The organism is Microcystis aeruginosa NIES-843 (genome assembly GCF_000010625.1).
In the GTDB taxonomy this organism is placed as follows: Bacteria; Cyanobacteriota; Cyanobacteriia; order Cyanobacteriales; family Microcystaceae; genus Microcystis; species Microcystis aeruginosa.
Genome location: NC_010296.1, coordinates 3,060,569 through 3,080,410, shown reverse-complemented (window position 1 = coordinate 3,080,410; position 19,842 = coordinate 3,060,569). Strand labels below are relative to the sequence as shown.

Sequence of the window (19,842 nt, the reverse complement as noted above, 5' to 3'; positions counted from 1 at the left end):
TATTATGGTGTTGATGCTTCCATCCGACTAAACCAGAGAAATCGTGAGCGAGGGTTAGCCATCCGTTTTAACGGATGGTAGTCGAGCGAACAAGGGGATTTATCCCCCTGTATCATTTATTAGTTTGATTCTCAATGTATTTTTTAATAGTTTCCGTAGAAGCGTTGCCAGCAGTTGAGCAGAAATAGCTAGGAGTCCACAGAGTGGGTAGTTTTAACAATTCTGGAAATTCTTTTCTTAAGTGATGAGATAGTCTCCCTTTGATTCTTTTAATTATTGTGGTCGGGGAATAACTAGGGTCTGATTCCAAAAATAAATGAATATGATCTGGCATTATTTCTAATGCGTTCTCGCGTAGCGAGCGCGTTCTCGCGTAGCGAGCGCGTTGCGACCAACCTCCAGTTATTTTCTTTGCACAGGTCAAAAATAATCGACTGCGCTCTTAACTTAATGTCCCCTTTTAATACCGCTTTTCTCCGTTTTGGACACCAGACAAAGTGATAGTTAAGTAGTGTTACCGAATGAGGATTTCTTCTATAATCTTCCATCTACCCTTGACAAATAGTGTATTTCCAACATATCCTCTATACAGGAGGTAAGTCAAGATGTACGGAGTTCAAGAAGTTCTCATCCATACAGACAGCGAGATAAGGGCTGTCTTAGAGTTTGTCTGTGAAGAAGCTAACAAGCTGGCTAATTGTGGTATTTATTATTGTCGGCAAATGCTTTTTAAGGCAGGGCGATATATCGGTAAATATGACCTTGATTCTCAGTTGAAAAATAACCCTCATTTTCGAGCCATGCGGTCATGTTGCGCTCAACAATTGCTACATGATGTTGCTGAATCTTTTTCTTCCTATAAAGGGCTTTTAGGTCTCTGGAATAAAGGGCAATTACCTAATAAGCCTAGACCACCTAAATATCGAAAGAAAGGGGGGATGGCAGTAGTAACCTATACGGCAAGATATGTGAAGTTAACCGAAAAAGGGTTAAGGTTTTCGTTGGGGGATCAGGTAAAAGCTTGGTTCGGGATTGATAGTTTTTATCTGCCAATGCCGTCTAATTTGAGGTTTGAAGACATTAAAGAGTTTCGGATCGTTCCTAGAAATCTTAGTTTTTATCTTGAGTGTGTTTATAAGCAACCCGATCAAGAGAAAGTTAAGCCTAATAACAATGTACTAGGAATAGATCACGGATTGGGTAACTGGTTAACCTGCGTTTCTAACACGGGAAAGTCTTTTATCTTTGACGGAAAAAAGGCTAAGTCTCAAAATCAATGGTATAACAAGCGAGTTGCTCAAATTAAGACTGGTAAGCCGCCGGGTTACTGGGATGATGAATTAGCTAAAATAACCGAAAGGCGTAACCGACAGATGAGAGACGCTACCAATAAAGCTGCTCGTTTTATTATCAATTGGTGTCTCGGCAATGACATTTATACTGTCGTTTTTGGAGGGAATCAGCGACAAAAAGACTCGATTGAGTTAGGAAAGAAAGTTAATCAGGAATTTGTTAGTATTCCCACAGCGAAGCTTAAAAATCGCATTTGTCAATTGTGTGAAAAGTACGGGATTAAATTCGTTGAGACTGAGGAAAGCTACACCTCAAAGGCTTCTTTTTTAGATGGTGATTCGCTACCTAAATTCGGTGAGAAACCCGAAGGGTGGCAGTCATCAGGTAAAAGAATTAAAAGAGGTTTGTTTAAAGCTTTTAGTGGTCAATTAATTAATGCTGATTGCAACGGTGCGGCCAATATCATTAAAAAAGTAGCCACACAGCTAGGGGTTTCTCTAGATAAGGTGGGTAGGGCATCTTTGACAGTGCCACAACGATATAAATTGGATAGCCTTTCTAAAATATATCGTAATCGAATAGAAGCGCGGTTTCAACCCGCTTCTATTCACCGATTAGAATCCCCGTCTTTTTAAAGCGGGGAGATGTCAAATTAATCTCACGCCGAGGAGTAGATTTTACGCCTACTGGAAGCATCCTTACTACCTACCCCACTGGAAAGACGAGATAGATAATTTCAGATTGGAATTAAGCTTGCTGTTTCGCTCTCAGGTAATCTACAATCATGCCTTAGAACGGTTTGGTTATTGTTATCAAAAAGCACTGGGAAAAGCGAGCCGCAAAAGTTGATTAACTTTACCAGTTGACTGTCCTTGGACAATTGAGAAAATTCTTGATGAAGATTGGTTCCCTGGTTAATACATACTCAAAAATAATGCTGTTTTTGAAAGGATTAATATCGCTATTAAAGTTGGGGTTTTTAGTGACTGAATGATGGGTGTCCGACAAAAAACCCCCGCCGTTAGCGGGGGATATGGCATAGTTCTACTGTGATGCCTAGCTGAGACTTACAACCCGTAAACGAAGTTAGCATTAGTCATGCCAGCTGCGGCACCAGCCCCAACATTGGCAATTAGGTAACTGCCGGCGGCGGTGGAATTGTTATACCAGATGTCGCCGTTGATGGTATTGACGTAGATGCCGGAGAGGTTTCCCAATGCTCCCCCGGTGAACCCGGCTCCCTTGAATAACAAGCCAACGCTAAGGACATTTCCAGGCACATTACCACCAACAAAGCTCAGACCCGTGATCCCCGGAGAAATGACCAAGATGCTGTCAAGACTGTCCGCCAGAATGATCTTGTCAGCGGGTACAGAGAAGCCGGCGATTAGATCACGGTTCGCTATGTTGTCGAGCCTGAAGAAATCGTTTCCAGCACCACCAGTGAGAGAATCCTCACCAAAGCCACCATCGAGGGTGTCGTTGCCAAGACCGCCATTGATGGTGTCGTTGCCAGCACCGCCGTTGATTAAGTTGGCGGAGGCATTACCCGTTACCGAGTCGTTACCGGCACCCATATTGGCGTTTTCAAAGTTGATATAGCTTTCACTGCCAAAGTCGGTTAACCCGGTGGCCATATTGAACACGTAGTTACCACCCCAGGCGGTGTGGTCAATGGTATCGGTGCCGGCACCACCGTCCATAGTTTCGGGGCCAAGTCCCGAAAAGAGGGTGTCGTTACCTCCATTGCCCCGATAGGTTCCCCCGTCGCCATCGGAGGTGATGACATCATTACCGTCACCGCCGTTGAGGGTATCTATCCCCGCGCCTCCCACTAGGGTGTCGTTGCCAGCACCGCCGTTGATTAAGTTGGCGGAGGCATTACCCGTTACCGAGTCGTTACCGGCACCCATATTGGCGTTTTCAAAGTTGATATAGCTTTCACTGCCAAAGTCGGTTAACCCGGTGGCCATATTGAACACGTAGTTACCACCCCAGGCGGTGTGGTCAATGGTATCGGTGCCGTCACCACCGTCCATAGTTTCGGGGCCAAGTCCCGAAAAGAGGGTGTCGTTACCCCCATCGCCCCGATAGGTTCCGCCGTCGCCATCGGAGGTGATGACATCATTACCGTCACCACCGTTGAGGGTATCTATCCCCGCGCCTCCCACTAGGGTGTCGTTGCCAGCATCGCCATTGAGGATGTCGTTGCCAGCGCCGCCGTTAATCAGGTTGGCGGAGGCATTACCCGTTACCGAGTCGTTACCGGCACCCATATTGGCGTTTTCAAAGTTGATATAGCTTTCACTGCCAAAGTCGGTTAACCCGGTGGCCATATTGAACACGTAGTTACCACCCCAGGCGGTGTGGTCAATGGTATCGGTGCCGGCACCACCGTCCATAGTTTCGGGGCCAAGTCCCGAAAAGAGGGTGTCGTTACCTCCATTGCCCCGATAGGTTCCCCCGTCGCCATCGGAGGTGATGACATCATTACCGTCACCGCCGTTGAGGGTATCTATCCCCGCGCCTCCCACTAGGGTGTCCTTGCCCCCATTACCATAGATTAAATCATTGCCAGCACCACCGTTAGAAGTGTCATTACCGTTATCAAGAACGATAAGATCATCGGAGTCAAAACCGTTAGTTGTGTTATTGTCGAGGAGATTGCCGTCAAATATATCGGAAAAAATCGGGTTAACCATTGTCTTTCTTGTCTCCTAAGTACAACTAGACCAATTAACTCGCTTGGATTGTGCGAGCTAACTGTATTTCAGGGGAACGAAAGCTAGGGAACAATAAAAAAATAAAATTGGCTCAAGGTCACTTTACCTTAATCTTGCGACTGATTAAAGATAAAGAATTGAGGACTCATTACCGCCTCTCCACCCAGCCCTAGAGATGGAAACATCTAGATTATGACAGGGAACAACTCACACAACAGGCAAGAGTGGAGAGAACCTTGTCTATTAGATGGCAGACCAATACCGGGATTGTACAGCAAAGAATAGCCAAAAAGTAGTTAGCAAAATAAATCTTAACATTGCCTGAGTTCGGGTTAAACAGATTATCGCCACCCATGAAAATATTCTGATTGACGAATTTGCCTTATTTCTGAACTTCCCCCCTATAAATATAGTAGCTATGGCTAAAAGTCTTACAGAGCTTGAGCTAAAGCAATGTAAAACCAATAAACTACTCTAGATACAGTCAACGGTACAGCCATACTTCCCACTTCCCACTCTTGGTATTAGAGGCACTCCCATAAAGAGGGCTATAATTAATCTTAATAGACAGTCGATCGAGAGCAACAATATGTTAAATGCAGTGGAATTTAAAGCCAAAATCAAACAAGGTATTATCGAAATTCCCGAAGAATACCAACAGGACTTGAGGGAAGACAGCGAAGTTCAAGTTATTGTGATCAAACAAAATAAAAAAATATCAACCACTGGAATCATTGCCCAATTAACTCAAAATCCCGTTGCTGTTAAAGGTATTCGTCAATTAAATCGGGAAGAAATTCATCAGCTATAATTATGACCAATTCTCTTTATTTTTGTGATTCTAACATCTGGCTATACCGTCTTTTAATAGACCCAGAGTGTAACGATGCTGAAGAAATGCGAAAACACAATCTAGCGACCGCTTTAACTAGCAGGTAAAATATCTTAATCAGTACGCAAATTATTAATGAAGTTTGCGCTGTTTTATCCAAAAAAGCTAAAATAAGTGAAATTCAAATTAGACAAATTATCCAAGAATTTTACGATGGATGTGTTGTTATTCAACTTGATCGCAATATTATTTTAAGAGCCTCTGAACTCCGCACTCAATACAGTTTTTGGTTCTTCGTTACTTGGTATGGTTCAATAGGGTGGCATAAATCGACTAAATCCTTATCTGGCAAGAGTTCTATTGATTAGTTCGTTCTAGATCGAAAACAATTGACAAAAATCGCATCAATGTCCTTCTCTATAAAGGTTTCATCCCTTATAACTCCGTCCATCGCATAGCACCAACCGAAGAACCCAGTTTTTCTTTTTGGGATAGTTTAATTGTAGCTAGTGCCTTAGCATCCGAGGCTAATATTCTTTACTCTGAAGATATGCAGGATGGATTAATAATATCCAATCAACTAACTTTAATTAATCCCTTTCGATCGAGTTGATTATCAGTGTGATATTATTAAATTACTCATTTAATCAATAGTGATGAATAGGCAACAAAAGCGAGTTTTATCCCTATTTTCTGGCTGCGGGGGAATGGACTTAGGATTAGAGGGAGGTTTTTGGGTACACCAAGACTGTGTTAATGAAAATATTCATCGAGATTGGATAGTAGAAAGACGGGAACCATGGCTAAAACTACCGCGCACTACTTTTGAAACTGTCTTTGCTAATGATATAACTAAAGCTGCTCATAATGCTTGGATTCCCTACTTTGAAAAAAGGGGTAAAAAGAATGTATTTCACTTGGGGAGTATTGTAGATTTAGTCAAACAAGCAGAAAAAGGAGAGTTTCAGTTTCCCAGTAATATCGATGTAGTAACGGGAGGTTTTCCCTGTCAAGATTTTAGTGTTTCAGGAAAAAGAAAGGGGTTTAATTCTCACAAAAGTCACACGGGGAAACTGCTAGACGAGAGTGAAGATAGTTTTCAGGACAATCGCGGGAAACTCTATTATTGGATGAAAAGAGTTATTGAATTAACCTTACCTAAAGTTTTTATTGCTGAAAATGTCAAAGGTTTAATCTCTTTGGCTAATGTTAAAGATATAATTGAAGATGATTTTAGTGCCATTGGTAAAGATGGATATATAGTTATCCCTAAACTTCTCTTTGCTCCCGATTATGGAATTCCCCAAACTAGGGAAAGAATTATCTTTATCGGTTTAAATAAAACCTATTTAAAAGCGACAGCGATAGGACATCTAGAAAATCATGATATTTTTCCGCGTCCAACCCATAAAGTTATTAAGCATCAATTAAATCTGTTTGAGTCAATATATCCTCTTAAAACTTACAGTACAGTGGGTCAGATATTATCAGGTTTAGCAGAACCGGAAGATGAGTTATTTGACCTCTCACAAAAAAGCTATTCAAAAGCTAAACATTATGGTAAAACTCAGGGACAAATCGAGGTTAATTTACAGGGTTTAAGTCCGACTATTCGCTCGGAACATCACGGTAATATTGAATTTAGGAGATTATCTTTAGAATTAGGGGGAAAGATAGTTAATGAGTTAGAAGCAGGGTTAAAAATGAGACGTTTAACTGTGCGGGAATGTGCGAGAATACAGACTTTTCCCGATGATTTTCAATTTGTGCGTCCACAAAATAAGGGAGATGAAAAATATTCACTTTCGGCTACGGATGGTTACAAACTAATTGGTAATGCTGTCCCACCCTTGCTTGCTTACCACATTGCTAGACACCTAGAACATCAATGGGATTATTTGTTTGAAGATATTTATTCAGTCAGCAAAAATTTATGTGTAGCATTGCCTTAATAATTTCTGCTAATTATCAATTATGAAGTGGGGAGAATAAATAAAAATAATCTCCTGACGACCGACTCCTCAAAATCACAACTTGACACCTCACCCTTAAGATAACTGCTATAACCTGAGTTCGGAATCAGGGAAAAGGGCAAAATTTCCCTAATCCGAACTAACCTTGATTACAAAACCTTATGGGTGTGAGAATGTTGTTTGACGTTATCCTCCGTCCGCACCACATGAACAGCATTCAAGATGCGTTTTTTCTCTAGGGAAAAGTTTAAATCGTCTTTTTGGCTGCCCAAGGGGATTAACCCTTGCAGGTGGGGTTGATTTTTGTAGGTGCGAGTGGCCGCAATCGCCCTTTCGACAAAATTCTCGCATAATTGGGCATTATCGGGGAAATTACTGGGTATTTGAGGATTATCGTCCTGAAATACCTCTCCTAAAGCCATGGCGCGGGCAAATTCGTAGGAAGTGGGAATTCCTTTGACAATTGCCTCTAGGGCCGCCGAGGGAATCGGTTCTAACACCGCCACTTTTTCTAATTCTCCCTCCTGTTTGAGAAAACAAATCGCTAAACCGAATACACAATAATCATCTTTTGTCAAGTCAGAAATGTTTAAGAATTGTGTCGCTGTGGCCATTATTTTGATCCTGAGTCGCTCTTTATTTAATCTTGCGGGCGATGAGCGATCGAATCAAGGTTTTTATTAAGAGATATGAAGGAGAAAAATTTAGCAGGGTTGGGCCACGCTAACGCATCCCCAGACGGAAAAAACTGAGAACTGTTAGACTAGAAACCAGCAGATTAACTGATAAACCAGCTTTATGTCACCCACTCTACTCATCTCCAAAGAACTCCCCACCCTGAAATATAATCCTAGTCTGGAGCGCTTTGATAGCTCTTGGGCGGCCCCTTTGTCCACTCTTCTGGGACTGGGACGGGCTGCCGGGGCAACTTTTATCGAATTTTTCCTCGAAAGAGTCAACTATATCAGTTGTTTAGCCGAAGATGACACCATCACCAGTCTCTCACCGAAACTATCTACAGGGGCAGGAATCCGCCTTTTTCGCGGTAAAGCTGATTGTTATGTCAGTACCAACGATTTAAGCTTCCAAGGCTTAAAAAATGCCCTAGAAAAAGGTTTATCGATTCTCGGTTTAAACCTACCCAGTCCTAACGCATATATTCCCGAAATCAATCTGGAAATGTTCCGGGATTATGCCACGGTCAAAAACAAAGATATTTGGCTGAATAATTGCAGTTCTTTGCGAGAAATGGGTGATATTCTCCTAACTGCTAACGTTCAACTCAATCAGAAAGCCTCTCACGTCCAATCTCGTCGCGCCGCTTATTTTCGCGATTGGCAAGAAATTTTAGTTGCCGCTAGTGATGGCACTTTTGCCCGGGATATTCGCCTCACCCAATCCGTGGGCTATAATCTCCTCTGTGCCGATGGGACTAATCGTTCTAGCATTGGTAAACGGGTGGGTAGTACCAGTAATCCCGATTTTCTGCGGACGTGGAATGCCGAGGAATCGGCGGCAGAAGTGGCCGAATCGGCGGGTAAAATGCTTTACGCTGACTATGTAGAATCCGGCAGTTATCCCATCGTTATGGCCAATGAATTTGGCGGCGTTATCTTCCACGAAGCCTGCGGCCATTTGCTAGAAACTACGCAAATTGAGCAAAAAACCACGCCCTTTCTCGATAAAAAAGGCGAAAAAATCGCCCACGAAAACCTGACGGCTTGGGACGAAGGATTATCCGATAAAGCTTTCGGTACTATCGATATGGACGATGAGGGAATGCCGGCCCAGCGTACTCTCCTAATTGAAAATGGTATCCTAAAAAACTTCATTGCCGATCGCACCGGTTCAATTAAAACCGGCCATCCGCGCACAGGTAGCGGTCGCCGTCAAAACTACACCTATGCCGCCGCTAGTCGGATGCGGAATACCTACATCGCACCTGGGGAATATACCCTCGATAATCTCTTTAATTCCATCGATAAAGGCATTTATTGCAAAAAAATGGGCGGTGGTAGTGTGGGGGCGACCGGGGAATTTAATTTCGCCGTCGAGGAGGCCTATCTTATCGAAAACGGCAACCTGACTAAACCCCTAAAAGGCGCGACTTTAATCGGTTCAGCCAAGGAGATTATGAATAAAATCTCTATGTGTTCCCAAGATTTAGGACTAGCGGCGGGTTTTTGCGGTTCCGTCAGTGGTAGCGTTTATGTCACCGTTGGTCAACCCCATTTAAAAGTCGATTCTATTACCGTTGGCGGTCGTTAATCATGACTTTAGTAATTCTCTACTATTTCCTCATTGCCATCATGATAGTGGGGATAATTGGCGAACTGCTGCCCGCTGTCCCCGGCATGAGTTTGATTTTAATCGCCATGCTGGTGTGGGGTTTTGTCACCAAATTTGCGGGGATGGGGGTCGCTTTAACCGTGGCCTTTGTTGTCCTTCTCCTCAGTCTGGGGGTGGAATTCCTCGCTAGTTATCTCGGCGCCCAAAAAGTTGGGGCGAGCAATTGGAGTCAAATCGGTCTAGTAGTGGGTTTATTAGCGGGAATATTCGGGCTTTTACCCGCTTTACCCATTGGCGGACCGATTATCGGCTTATTTGTCGGTCCTGTGGTGGGGGCTTTTTTGGGAGAATACGCCTATCGTCGCGATTTGGAATTAACTCCCCGTTTGCAACAATCCCTAAAAGTCTGTGTCGGTATCGTCGTCGGCACGGTTATCGGTCACGTTGCCAAAGCTATGCTGGCCACGGCTGCCGTTATCGTCTTTATTGTCACCACTTGGCCCAATCTCTCTTCAGTTATCAGTTATCAGTTATCAGTTATCAGTTATCAGTTATCAGTTTTCAGAACGTAGGTTGGGTTGAAGCATGAAACCCAACGCCCGCATGGTTTACGCTACCGCTAACCCATCCTACAAATAATTGTGCCTCCCTACTTATCCAGCTTACGGCTGACCGCTATCAGTTATCAGATTTGAGTTTTCAGTGGACACTGTTAAGTGGCAAGTTCTGAGCTTTCTTTTCACTGATTACTGATTACTGTTTACTGATAACTGAAAAATCCTCCAACACCAAAAAAAATCTATGCCAAAAGTTGAAGATATCGCCCAAATCGCTAATTCTAGCGCCCAAGCTTTAGGAATTGCTAAATACGACATCTATGGTTCCTCTGTGGATGAAACCGATGTGGATGTGTTTCAAGGGGAACCCAAACAGGTACAAGCTTCCAATCGTTCCAGCGTTATCGTTCGCGTCTGGAATCGGGATAATCAAGTCGGTGTCACCTCGACCACCGATGTGGACCCGGTGGGACTGCAATTAGCCCTAAAAACCGCCCAAGAAGCCAGCTTTTTTGGCGTTAAGGAAAATGTCCCCGATTTTAGTCCTGCCGCCACCGCACCTACCACAGAAGTGGCCAGCGAAATGTCTAATCAAGCACCTGTATCCACTCTCGTCGATAAGTTATTAGCCGCCGAAAAATCCTTACTAGCGGCCCATCCGGCTATTGCCAGTGTTCCCTATAACGGTTTGGGACAACAGCAGGTCAGACGTTTTTATCTCAATAGCGACGGGGCAATGCGTCAGGAAGCGCGTAGTTATGCCAGCGTGTATTTATACACCAAAACCGAACAGGAAGGCAAAAAACCCCGCAGCGCTGGTGCTTTTCGGGTTAGTCCAGGCCTGGAAAAATTAGATATCGATGGTTGCATCGAGGAAGCGATTACCAAAACTGTTAGCCATCTGGACTATCAACCGATTACCACGGGTAAATATTTAGTGGTTTTTGCCCCCCGGGCCTTTTTGAGTCTAATGGGAGCATTTTCTAATCTGTTTAATGCCCAAAATGTCCTTGATAAACAGAGTCTTTCTACTCCTGAATCTTTGGGAACACAAATCGCTGCTACTGCCTTAAATTTGTGCGATGATTCCCTCCATCCGGCTAATGTTGCCGCAGAAACTTTTGATAGTGAAGGCACTCCCACCCGTCGTGTGGAATTAATTAAAGAGGGGATTTTGAGTAATTTTCTCCATAGCACGATTACCGCTAAACGGATGAATACGGAACCGACTGGCAACGGTAACATTGGGTCAAAAGTAACGGTTAGTCCCCATTTTTATCACGTTTTTGCTAGTGCTAATCAACCAAAGAGCTATTCTTTGGAAACAGCAGAAAATGTGGTTTTAATTGATAGTTTACAGGCACTTCATGCAGGAGTTAATTCTCTACAAGGTTCCTTCTCTTTGCCCTTTGATGGTTGGTTAGTGAACAAAAATGAGCGCGTTAGCATCGATTCCGCTACCGTAGCTGGGGATATTTTAACACTGCTGAAATCGATTGTTTATCTGGAACCGGAAGCAGTTATTACTCCTAGTGGTGTTTGTCCCTACGTTTGGGTAGAGGGTTTATCAATCACAGGAGAAGCTTAACACTATACCTGACCAAAAATAGGGGGTATTAACTAGGGTAATACCCCCCGCCAGATGGATGCTAATTTTATAGTCGTGGGTAAGCTGTTGACTATGCAAATTACACTAAATCTGGTTATTAAAGACTGATTATTTATTCTCCCTTTTGTCTTTTGCCTATACTCATAAGTAGCCTATACTCAACGGATTTAGTATTACTCCTAATTAAGAACTATTTTTCAGCCGGGGGAAACCAATTATCATCTAATGTTTGTTCGAGGGATATATGAGCGTCTGAATTGAGGGAAAAAAGCTGAGAAACCGATTTAATCGCCACTGGATAAACTTTATCATACATGGCTGCTAATTCTGACCGTAAGCTGGGACTATCTTCTAAACGATGCTGAATTTGGGCGCGAAAATTGACTATTTCTGCCGCCCAATGATTACCTGACCGTTTTTTTTCTTCTTGCCAATAAGCCAGCTTTAAAAGATGTTCGATAAGACGGGTTAACAGACTCATTAAAGCTCGTCTATCACTTTTCCCCATACTCTCGATTTCTTCAATTAAATTATCCCAATCTACCTGCTCAAAATTGCGCTCTCGTAACTGTTTTACCGTCTCTTTTAGCCATTGATTATAATCAGTTTCGTAGGCAGTTGACGACATAAGACCTCTTGTAAAAATCAAAAATTGTTGTTGGGGTTAGGAGTCAGTAGCCAGTAGTCAGGAGTCAGGAGAATTAAGAATGAATAATAATTCATTAAATGGTCTATTTACATATTTTATGCAATTTAATCCTTATTTTTGCCGTTTTTGAACCCTGAAAAATTAATTATGCAAGAGGTTTATAATTTAACTCTCCATAGAAAATTACTTAAGTGGGTGGGTGGAATTAAATATAAGATGAACGTAGGTTGGGTTGAAGCATGAAACCCAACGCCTGCTCATGTTACGCTACCGCTAACCCATCCTACAAATAATTGTGCCTCCCTACTTAAATGGCTCTCTATCTAGGGCTGGTTGAATAAATCTACTTTTCTTGCACAGGATAATTACGGTCAGGAAATTCTAGCAAATATAATCTATCCCCGTCTATTAAGAAATATTACCCTAAACATGAGTAGATTAAGAAAGGTTAATGGGTGTATCCATTGATAGATAAGGGTTTTCGGCTATTGTACTAGATATCTATGGGAGAAATCCAGATATATTCTAGAACGTGAGGTGTGGAACCTGACGCGATTGCCCATAAAAATGCCAGGTTTTTGAACGTGGACTCGTTGAACCAAGAATCCCGAAGCACTGGGGTGGGAGTATCAATCGGATTCTCTCAGGAAACCCGCTTTCTAAATTGTAGTAAGATTGAGGGCATAGTATGGCAATTTCGTAGGCGATGAAGGCAGCGGCAGTTATTGAACAGTACAAAAACGGGCGGCGGGATTTCCGGGGGGAATCCTTGCGAGGCGGTAACTTTCGCAGTGCGGACTTAGCGGGGGCGGATTTCAGTGGTTGTGATATACGCGGGGCAAATTTTAGTCGGGCGAATTTGACGGGGACGAAGTTTGCTGGGGCGAAGGCGGGATTGCCGAAGCGGTGGCTGGTGATTTTGCTGGGGTTGGCTTTGGTGTTAATTCTGTTTTCGAGTTATTTCTCCACCATGGCTGGTTATCTGGTGGGCTTAATTTTTGATTCATCCAGTACACAAAACCAAGTTATTCGTTGGTCAATCTTAATTCTTCTCATCTGTTTTTGCGCTGTCACTTGGCGTAAAAATATTTTGGCCGGAGCCGTAGCCGTAGCCGTAGCCCTAGCCGTAGCCGGAGCCGGAGCCGGAGCCGTAGCCGGAGCCGGAGCCGGAGCCGTAGCCGTAGCCGGAGCCGTAGCCGGAGCCGGAGCCGTAGCCGTAGCCGGAGCCGTAGCCCTAGCCGTAGCCGGAGCCGTAGCCGGAGCCGTAGCCCTAGCCGTAGCCCTAGCCGTAGCCGTAGCCGTAGCCGGAGCCGTAGCCGTAGCCGTAGCCGGAGCCGTAGCCGGAGCCGTAGCCGTAGCCCTAGCCGGAGCCGGAGCCGTAGCCCTAGCCGGAGCCGGAGCCGGAGCCGGAGCCGGAGCCGTAGCCCTAGCCGGAGCCGGAGCCGTAGCCGGAGCCGTAGCCGTAGCCTTGACATTATTTTTCTGTTGGCTCGGTTGGCTGACCCTTAAACAAGAACACCGCGATCCTTGGTTGCGTAAAATTGTGATAGCCTTTGCTGCCATTGGTGGCACCTCCTTTTTTCAAGCCAATTTAACCGAGGCGGATTTTACAGGAGCCACCTTAAAAAGTACCAATTTTAATCAGGCAATCTTGAATAGAACTCTTGCAAATTAATTATATGTTATAATGATGGGTTAACTAATTTTCCCCAAAAAATTAGTTAATCAGTACATTTGTCCTGAATGAAAACTTGAAGTTTAACTTTTAACTCAAAACTCTTTAGAGCTGCTTTAATTTGGTTATCAAAACCTCTTTATTTAAGCGGCACAAACTATCTCAATTATAAAAATTGAGAATAAATTCTCCTTGACTTGATTAATCTTTAGGCAACTTTTAAGAAGCTGCTATACCTATCCCTAACTCACAGTTATAAATAGCCGCCAACAAGTTAACTCTTAAACTATATCTTCGACGACGATTCCGATATTTACAGGATAAGATTTTAAAGATTTTGAGTTTCCTATTTATAGGTTCAATGATAATCCTTTCTTTGGCTAAAGCCTTGTTATACTCTTTTTCTAACTCTGTTAATTTTCTATTTTTCGATTTCTTTTTCGGTGTATAACTATTACTATGGTATGCAGCTATTCCCTGATAACCACTGTCTTCTATGCTGGTAGTTAAAGGATGAAAACGAACTCGACTTTTTTTAAATAAACTAAAATCATGACCTCTACCTTTCCCACAAAAGACACAGATAATTTCCTTTGTATTTTGATCAGCTACTAATTGGGATTTTAAAGTATGATAACCTCTTTTACCCCCCAAAAAATCTTTCTGTTTCTTTTGGGGGCGTTCAATGGGAGTTTCCGTTACATCCATTACCGTTATGACCGGTATCTCTGCTTGATTGAGTAAAGCTTTTTTTCCTTTTAAACGGAAGTTTCCCGATTGTAAAAGCATTTTTTCCGTCTTATTTACAATCCGACATATAGTTGATTCTGATAGTTCCCAGCTTGTACCAATGTGAAAATATGTTCTATATTCTCGCCAATATTCTAACGTTACTAAAACTTGTTCTTCTATAGATAGTTTAGGTTTCGGTCCCCTTTTAGATGGTGAATTAGAGTCGGCTTCAACACTTTTTACTGATTCTACCATCTTTCTATAGGTTTGTTTATACACACCGAAACGGCGTTTGAATTGTTCATCTGATCAGTTTTGATAATCCATAATTTTGCTAATAAACATAGCAAAATTATAGATGATTTCCTGACCTAAGATCACATTTTATTCTTTTTTCCACTTCAATCTAAGAATTGAGAAAAAAGCAAAACCTTATATTATACCATAAAAAAATTATGCAAGAGGTCTAATAAAACAATTTTTAAACAAGCAATTAAATTGGAATTAGCCCGCCCCGGCAATACCTTATTAGCCAATCCCCGGGTTAGGGAATTTCTGATTGATTCCCGCACCGGAAGCGGAAAAGACTTTGCCCAAGCCAATTTACGGGGGGCATATCTGGAGGGGGCAAACCTGCAAGCTGCCAACTTGCGCCTCGCCGATATCAGTGAAGCCAGCTTGCAATACGCCAACCTTGCGGGGGCAAACCTCACCGAAGTCAACGCCGTCAATGCCGATTTGCGCCATGCTACCCTGACGGGTGCTTGCGTGGAAAATTGGAATATTGATGCCACCACCCAACTGGATGAGGTGGACTGCCAGTACATTTATCTGCTTAATGGGCAAAAAGAGCTCCGCCCCAGTAGTGGCGAATTTCAACCCGGCGAATTTACTAAATTATTTGCCGAAATGTTCGACACTGTTGACCTCATTTTCCGCAATGGGGTAGATTGGAAAGCTTTCATCGCCGCCTTAAAAGAAGTACAAGTGCAGAATGAAGATACGCCGCTTCAGATACAGAGCATTGCCAATAAAGGAGATGGCGTGATAGTGGTAAAAGTCCAAGTCTCGCCCGATACTGATAAAGAGAAAATTCACCAAGAATTTAACCAAAATTATCAACTACAACTCGCAGCCATCGAAGCCCAATATAAGGCACAACTCACCGCCAAAGAGACAGAAATTGCCATCTATCGCCAACAAAGTGTTGATATGATGGAAATTACCAAAACCCTCGCCAACCGTCCCATCCATGTAGAGGCAAAAGCCATGAGCCACAGTAACGACAGTTCTCCAAATATCACCATCCGCGATATTAATAATTCCGCCGTCAATTTCGGCGAAATCATCGGCGATGTAACCAATACCATTAACCAAATTGCAGCCGATGCTTCCCCAGAAAATGCCCAACTTAAAGCCTTACTGCAAGAACTAACCCAGGCGATTGAAATTGACAGCCATTTAGATGAAGAAGAAAAAGCCGAAGCCGCCAATCAAGTGAAAAAGATTGCCCAAGCTAGTCAAAATCCTGATGATGCCGGACTGCAAAAGAAAGCCCAACGAGCGGTTAATTTTCTCGAAACAATTGCTAAAGCTTTGGAACCTGCCAGCAAACTTGCCCAAGCCTGTCAAACAGCCTTACCGATAATTTTGAAAACATTAGGCTTCTGATAGGTTTGTAGTTGCGCTTTAGCGCAGTCCTAGTTAGGGCTATAGCATCGACTTGTCGCACTTTTTTTTAGTCCAAACTTGCGCCATTTCTAACCTATTAGTAACCCCAATAAACTTGTCTCCTTCCCCATCTAAACTATAATTAGCCGCATAGGTAGGGCTTGCTGAATAATGGTAAAACCCTTTTAAAATAAGGCTTTTGACCTGTTAAAGTCCGATGTTAGTGCAAGAAAATAGGATTGGGACTTTCAAAAACCTTGCATTATCCTTCTTGTAGTACATCGCTTGGTACAAAAAACAAGGGCAACAAAGCCTGAAACGACTGGCTACTGACTCCTGACTCCTGACTCCTACCCCCAGGAAAAACTTTTTCAGCAGACCCTAGGTATTAGCAGTAGGACACAACATTGACACTCCCATCGCGCTTAAGCGAGGGATTCTTGGTTCACTGAGTTTCCTTAATCTGGCAGGACGTATCCAACCAAACCAGAGGGAATCTCTCCCCAAGCGTATTAGTTTCCGTGTGTCCCACGGTACTTAGTCCCTTTTTGAGAATATTGATAGCGGCGTTAATATCTCTATCTTCTACATAGCCACAGTCAGGACAAATATGGGTTCTTGTAGATAGAGATTTAGGGACTTTTTGACCACAATTAGAGCAATTTTGACTCGTGTTATGGGGGGCTACTGCTACTGTAGCCTTACCATATTTAAAACCAAAATATTCTAACCATTGTCGGAAAGTTGACCAAGCCACATCATTGATAGATTTAGCTAGTCTAGAGTTTTTTACCATGCCTTGAATATTTAAGTTTTCGTAAGCGATGAAATCGTTAGATTTAATGACGCGCAATGCCTCTTTTTCGACAAAGCCTTTACGTTGCCTACTTACTCTTAAATGCTTTCTAGCATATCTCTTTCTAGCTTTTTGGTAGTTGTTTGATTGGGGTTGACCTTTTCTAAACTTTTTAGATTTCTTCCGATTCAGTCGGTTTAATCTTTTTTCTGCCGGTTGATAGTATTGCGGTATTTCTACCGTTTCCCCATCACTATTAGCGTAGAAAACTTTTAAACCTACATCCAATCCCACACATCTTTTAGTCGGTTCTAGCGGTTTCGCATATTCCCGAATATCAACGCTGAGACAGAATTGGACATAATAACCATCTGCTCGTTTAACAATCCTAACTCGTTTAATTTGGTCAATAGGATAAAAGTTTAGGTCTCTGGTTCCTTTTAGTTTAACCGTGCCAATGTTTTTCTTATCTGTGAAAGTGATTTTCTTTCTATCCTCCGATAATTTCCATCCGGAGTTTTTATATTCCACAGAACGATTATTTTTCTGAAACTTGGGATAACCCTTTTTACCTTTAACCTTTTTCTTACAATTGTCATAGAAACGAGCAATAGCTGACCAAGCTCGTTCGGCCGATGCTTGTCTAGCAGTAGAATTTAGAGTATCGACAAACTTGAACTGTTTAGCGAGAACTGCACAATATTTATTGAGAGAATATTTATCGATTTTGTCTTCTCTCTTGGCATCCATCCAAAGCCTTAAAGCCTTATTACGGATGAATTGTACTGTACGAATAGCTTCATCAATGGCAGAACACTGACTTGGTTTAACCACGGCTTTCATTTCTAAGACAATCATTGTTTATCGACCTCAAACAACTTATTTTAAGTTAACCTGTAGAGCATCGGATTGTCAAGATTTTAGTGAACATTGAGCTTTTACATTGAGCCTGTCGAAATGTCGTGCTTCGCTGTTTTATACTGGTCGGGGTTTCATCCCGTCGCTAAAAGCGAGGGTCTTCACCCCGACATTCAAGATAAAACATAGCCTAAATGTCCTTTTGTTGCTGTGCCAAATCCTTTAGCCATAAAGAATCATCCTCAAGATAACAAATCGATGGAAATTGTCGATGATAGCTGAGATTCTATCACTTGATGACCGAGATTAACCGGTCGAGCATTTCCCTCTACCGGCGCGCAATAACGGGGAATTGGGCTAGAAACGAGGCTAATATGACGGTCACTCACCGCTAATCCATGGGTAGGATCATAGCCTTTCCAGCCGCCCCCCGGCAAGTACACCTCTACCCAAGCGTGTAAATGTCTTTCTCCTTGGTCTAAATCTCCTTCTTGATAGCCACTGACAAAACGGGAAGCTAATCCCACACAGCGACACACATCCATAAATAAAACCACAAAATCGCGACAGGAACCCTGCTTATTTTTCCAAGTGTTTCCGGGTAGATAGGGTTCCCCGTTAAGACGAATAATTTGCTGACAATTGCGGTAAATTTTGTCATTAAGATTAAACAGGAAAGATAGCACCTGTCCCTCGGTTTCCTGCATAACTTCTTGGGCTAATGCTGCCACATCGGGGTCATTAGCTAACCCATAAAATTGTCTGTAGGGTTGTAATTGACTGTGGAGAGAAATGGGATAATCAAAGGGTAAACAGGTCGCCCAAGGTTCCAACAAATACTGAAAAGGATTAACCCCATGGGTTTCTACTTCACTGACCACATCAATCAATAATTCTTCCGTCGGTTGATTAAACCAAATTTGTAAACAAGAATTGCCATCGAGGTCGATAATATTAGTTATTGTTAAAGGTTCTGGGTTAATTTTGAGTGTGAACTCTCGCAAAGTTTGCCCACCATCGGATTTTGGTCGCAAGCGCAGCAGATGGGGTGATAAAATCACGGGTTGATTATAGAAATAGTTGGTTTGATGCCGAATGTGATAACGCATTAAGTTGTTAATTGGGATTGATATTGAAAGTTATTTACTGGCAGAGGTGGGGCAAGTTCGGGATTAAAAACAAAGAAAGTTTCTGTCATTTTTATTCCCACATCATTAACTCTTTTTTGAATATGGTCGAGGAATTCATGCAATCCCATTTCAATAACATCCTCGATAGTTAGATAACTCATTTCGGCACAAAGTCGCCCTAAACTTCTTTCTACCGAATTCCCCCAAGTTCCTATAGGAGTCCCTGTAACTTGATGCAAACAGTGGTCTAATTCCCGCAGACAAAAGTGAATTGAACGAGGAAATTCTCGATTAAGAATTAAAAATTCGGCCACGTCACTAGGAGTAATCCGTCGTTGACATTTACGATACATTTCGTAGGCACTCACCGACCGCAGTAAAGCAATCCATTGAATTTGGTCTAGAGAAGTTCCTACCCATTGAGCGGAAGGCAAGAGATAATAGTATTTAACATCAAGAATTCTGGCGGTTTTATCGGCGCGTTCCTGTAATCTTCCCATAACGCCAAAATGCCAACCTTCATTATGAGTCATCGTTGCATCCATCACCCCTGCAAAACGGTGACTAGCCAATTTAACTTGGGTAAAAAAGTTCGGTAAAGTAGTTTGAGGATGGTAAGAGGAAGCATCTTTTACCATTAAGAAAAAACCATTAACCTGTTCCCACATTTCCGAAGAAATAATCTCGCGAACTGACCGAGCATTTTCTCGCGCCCAGCGCAAACAAGAGATAATTGAACTACTATATTCCGTGTCAAATGTCAAGAAATTGATCACATTTTCTGCGGTGGCTGTGCCGTAACGTTTCTTGAATTGTTCTAAATCTCCCGTGGTTAAAACCAAAGGTTCCCACTGTTGCAAAACACTGGTAGGTACATCTAACATTAAATTAAGGTTAACATCCATAAACCGGGCGACATTTTCTGCCCGTTCAATATAGCGATTTAACCAATAAATTGAATCGGCAACTCTACTAAGCATAATTAACCAGGAAAAAGTGAAAAGGTTAGGGTGGATTGGGCGAAAATAATTTATGCACTCGACTCATGATTTAAT

Annotated in this window: 14 protein-coding genes and 4 pseudogenes; 10 read left to right on the top strand and 8 right to left on the bottom strand. The window is 42.6% G+C overall.

All coding sequences use genetic code 11. The features are described 5' to 3' along the window. Positions 1-112 precede the first annotated feature (112 nt). A pseudogene (tnpA, locus tag MAE_RS14580) lies at positions 113-548 on the bottom strand (IS200/IS605 family transposase). Between the two features lie 57 nt (positions 549-605). On the opposite strand from tnpA, the gene MAE_RS14575 reads away from it, so the two are divergent. Further along, complete coding sequence (locus MAE_RS14575) at positions 606-1,928, top strand: RNA-guided endonuclease InsQ/TnpB family protein (RefSeq protein ID WP_012266284.1); 1,323 nt, start codon at positions 606-608, stop codon at positions 1,926-1,928. 16 nt (positions 1,929-1,944) lie between these two features. Then, a complete protein-coding gene (locus tag MAE_RS36475) occupies positions 1,945-2,142 on the top strand; it encodes a DUF29 family protein (protein ID WP_422730598.1) in 198 nt (65 codons plus the stop codon). A gap of 218 nt (positions 2,143-2,360) precedes the next feature. Here the strand turns inward: MAE_RS36475 and MAE_RS32305 are convergent, their stop codons facing one another. Continuing rightward, positions 2,361-3,995 carry a calcium-binding protein gene (locus tag MAE_RS32305; protein WP_050766298.1) on the bottom strand — a complete coding sequence of 545 codons (1,635 nt, stop codon included), beginning with the start codon at positions 3,993-3,995 and terminating at the stop codon, positions 2,361-2,363. 610 nt (positions 3,996-4,605) lie between these two features. Between MAE_RS32305 and MAE_RS14565 the strand changes: the two genes are divergently transcribed. The 3 genes and pseudogenes from MAE_RS14565 to MAE_RS14560 all read left to right on the top strand — a co-directional run bounded on the left by MAE_RS14565 (position 4,606) and on the right by MAE_RS14560 (position 6,800). Further along, positions 4,606-4,827 (top strand): hypothetical protein, encoded by a 222-nt coding sequence (locus tag MAE_RS14565; protein ID WP_002766724.1) that lies wholly within the window; start codon positions 4,606-4,608, stop codon positions 4,825-4,827. Positions 4,828-5,323: 496 nt separating this feature from the next. Continuing rightward, a pseudogene (locus MAE_RS35090) lies at positions 5,324-5,461 on the top strand (PIN domain nuclease); the annotation flags it as partial. Between the two features lie 43 nt (positions 5,462-5,504). After that, entirely contained in the window at positions 5,505-6,800 is a 1,296-nt protein-coding gene (locus tag MAE_RS14560; RefSeq protein WP_012266274.1) for a DNA cytosine methyltransferase, read from the top strand. Between the two features lie 170 nt (positions 6,801-6,970). Here MAE_RS14560 and MAE_RS14555 read toward each other — a convergent pair whose 3' ends face one another. Further along, positions 6,971-7,435, bottom strand: a complete 465-nt coding sequence (locus MAE_RS14555; RefSeq protein WP_002757789.1) for a hypothetical protein — start codon at positions 7,433-7,435, stop codon at positions 6,971-6,973. Positions 7,436-7,619: 184 nt separating this feature from the next. Between MAE_RS14555 and MAE_RS14550 the strand changes: the two genes are divergently transcribed. The 3 genes from MAE_RS14550 to MAE_RS14540 all read left to right on the top strand — a co-directional run bounded on the left by MAE_RS14550 (position 7,620) and on the right by MAE_RS14540 (position 11,255). Next, positions 7,620-9,089 carry a TldD/PmbA family protein gene (locus MAE_RS14550; RefSeq protein ID WP_012266273.1) on the top strand — a complete coding sequence of 490 codons (1,470 nt, stop codon included), beginning with the start codon at positions 7,620-7,622 and terminating at the stop codon, positions 9,087-9,089. A 2-nt stretch (positions 9,090-9,091) separates the two neighbouring features. Next, positions 9,092-9,682: a DUF456 domain-containing protein gene (locus tag MAE_RS14545; RefSeq protein ID WP_041804135.1), complete on the top strand. Its 591-nt coding sequence runs from the start codon at positions 9,092-9,094 to the stop codon at positions 9,680-9,682. Positions 9,683-9,911: 229 nt separating this feature from the next. Further along, positions 9,912-11,255, top strand: a complete 1,344-nt coding sequence (locus tag MAE_RS14540; RefSeq protein WP_012266271.1) for a TldD/PmbA family protein — start codon at positions 9,912-9,914, stop codon at positions 11,253-11,255. A gap of 211 nt (positions 11,256-11,466) precedes the next feature. Here the strand turns inward: MAE_RS14540 and MAE_RS14535 are convergent, their stop codons facing one another. Next, entirely contained in the window at positions 11,467-11,904 is a 438-nt protein-coding gene (locus MAE_RS14535; RefSeq protein ID WP_012266270.1) for a DUF29 domain-containing protein, read from the bottom strand. A 727-nt stretch (positions 11,905-12,631) separates the two neighbouring features. On the opposite strand from MAE_RS14535, the pseudogene MAE_RS35745 reads away from it, so the two are divergent. Next, positions 12,632-13,591 (top strand): annotated as a pseudogene (locus MAE_RS35745) (pentapeptide repeat-containing protein); the annotation flags it as partial. A gap of 228 nt (positions 13,592-13,819) precedes the next feature. Here the strand turns inward: MAE_RS35745 and MAE_RS14525 are convergent. Further along, positions 13,820-14,677 (bottom strand): annotated as a pseudogene (locus tag MAE_RS14525) (IS5-like element ISMae4 family transposase). 153 nt (positions 14,678-14,830) lie between these two features. Between MAE_RS14525 and MAE_RS14520 the strand changes: the two are divergent. Beyond that, the gene (locus MAE_RS14520) at positions 14,831-16,003 is read left to right on the top strand and encodes a pentapeptide repeat-containing protein (protein WP_231859619.1); all 1,173 of its coding nucleotides are present in this window, start codon (positions 14,831-14,833) and stop codon (positions 16,001-16,003) included. A 445-nt stretch (positions 16,004-16,448) separates the two neighbouring features. Here the strand turns inward: MAE_RS14520 and MAE_RS14515 are convergent, their stop codons facing one another. The 3 genes from MAE_RS14515 to MAE_RS14505 form a co-directional block, all read right to left on the bottom strand. Continuing rightward, positions 16,449-17,657, bottom strand: a complete 1,209-nt coding sequence (locus MAE_RS14515) for an RNA-guided endonuclease InsQ/TnpB family protein (protein WP_012266264.1) — start codon at positions 17,655-17,657, stop codon at positions 16,449-16,451. Positions 17,658-17,899: 242 nt separating this feature from the next. Further along, entirely contained in the window at positions 17,900-18,766 is an 867-nt protein-coding gene (locus tag MAE_RS14510; RefSeq protein ID WP_012266263.1) for a transglutaminase family protein, read from the bottom strand. Continuing rightward, entirely contained in the window at positions 18,766-19,767 is a 1,002-nt protein-coding gene (locus MAE_RS14505; RefSeq protein WP_012266262.1) for an alpha-E domain-containing protein, read from the bottom strand. Before MAE_RS14505 ends, MAE_RS14510 begins: the two co-directional genes overlap by 1 nt. Positions 19,768-19,842 lie beyond the last annotated feature (75 nt).

Excerpts from the sequence above, each read along its gene's own strand:
- MAE_RS14575 (WP_012266284.1), top strand. The coding sequence starts at position 606 with ATGTACGGAGTTCAAGAAGTTCTCATCCATACAGACAGCGAGATAAGG.
- MAE_RS32305 (WP_050766298.1), bottom strand. The coding sequence starts at position 3,995 with ATGGTTAACCCGATTTTTTCCGATATATTTGACGGCAATCTCCTCGAC.
- MAE_RS14565 (WP_002766724.1), top strand. The coding sequence starts at position 4,606 with ATGTTAAATGCAGTGGAATTTAAAGCCAAAATCAAACAAGGTATTATC.
- MAE_RS14560 (WP_012266274.1), top strand. The coding sequence starts at position 5,505 with ATGAATAGGCAACAAAAGCGAGTTTTATCCCTATTTTCTGGCTGCGGG.
- MAE_RS14555 (WP_002757789.1), bottom strand. The coding sequence starts at position 7,435 with ATGGCCACAGCGACACAATTCTTAAACATTTCTGACTTGACAAAAGAT.
- MAE_RS14550 (WP_012266273.1), top strand. The coding sequence starts at position 7,620 with ATGTCACCCACTCTACTCATCTCCAAAGAACTCCCCACCCTGAAATAT.
- MAE_RS14545 (WP_041804135.1), top strand. The coding sequence starts at position 9,092 with ATGACTTTAGTAATTCTCTACTATTTCCTCATTGCCATCATGATAGTG.
- MAE_RS14540 (WP_012266271.1), top strand. The coding sequence starts at position 9,912 with ATGCCAAAAGTTGAAGATATCGCCCAAATCGCTAATTCTAGCGCCCAA.
- MAE_RS14535 (WP_012266270.1), bottom strand. The coding sequence starts at position 11,904 with ATGTCGTCAACTGCCTACGAAACTGATTATAATCAATGGCTAAAAGAG.
- MAE_RS14515 (WP_012266264.1), bottom strand. The coding sequence starts at position 17,657 with ATGATTGTCTTAGAAATGAAAGCCGTGGTTAAACCAAGTCAGTGTTCT.
- MAE_RS14510 (WP_012266263.1), bottom strand. The coding sequence starts at position 18,766 with ATGCGTTATCACATTCGGCATCAAACCAACTATTTCTATAATCAACCC.
- MAE_RS14505 (WP_012266262.1), bottom strand. The coding sequence starts at position 19,767 with ATGCTTAGTAGAGTTGCCGATTCAATTTATTGGTTAAATCGCTATATT.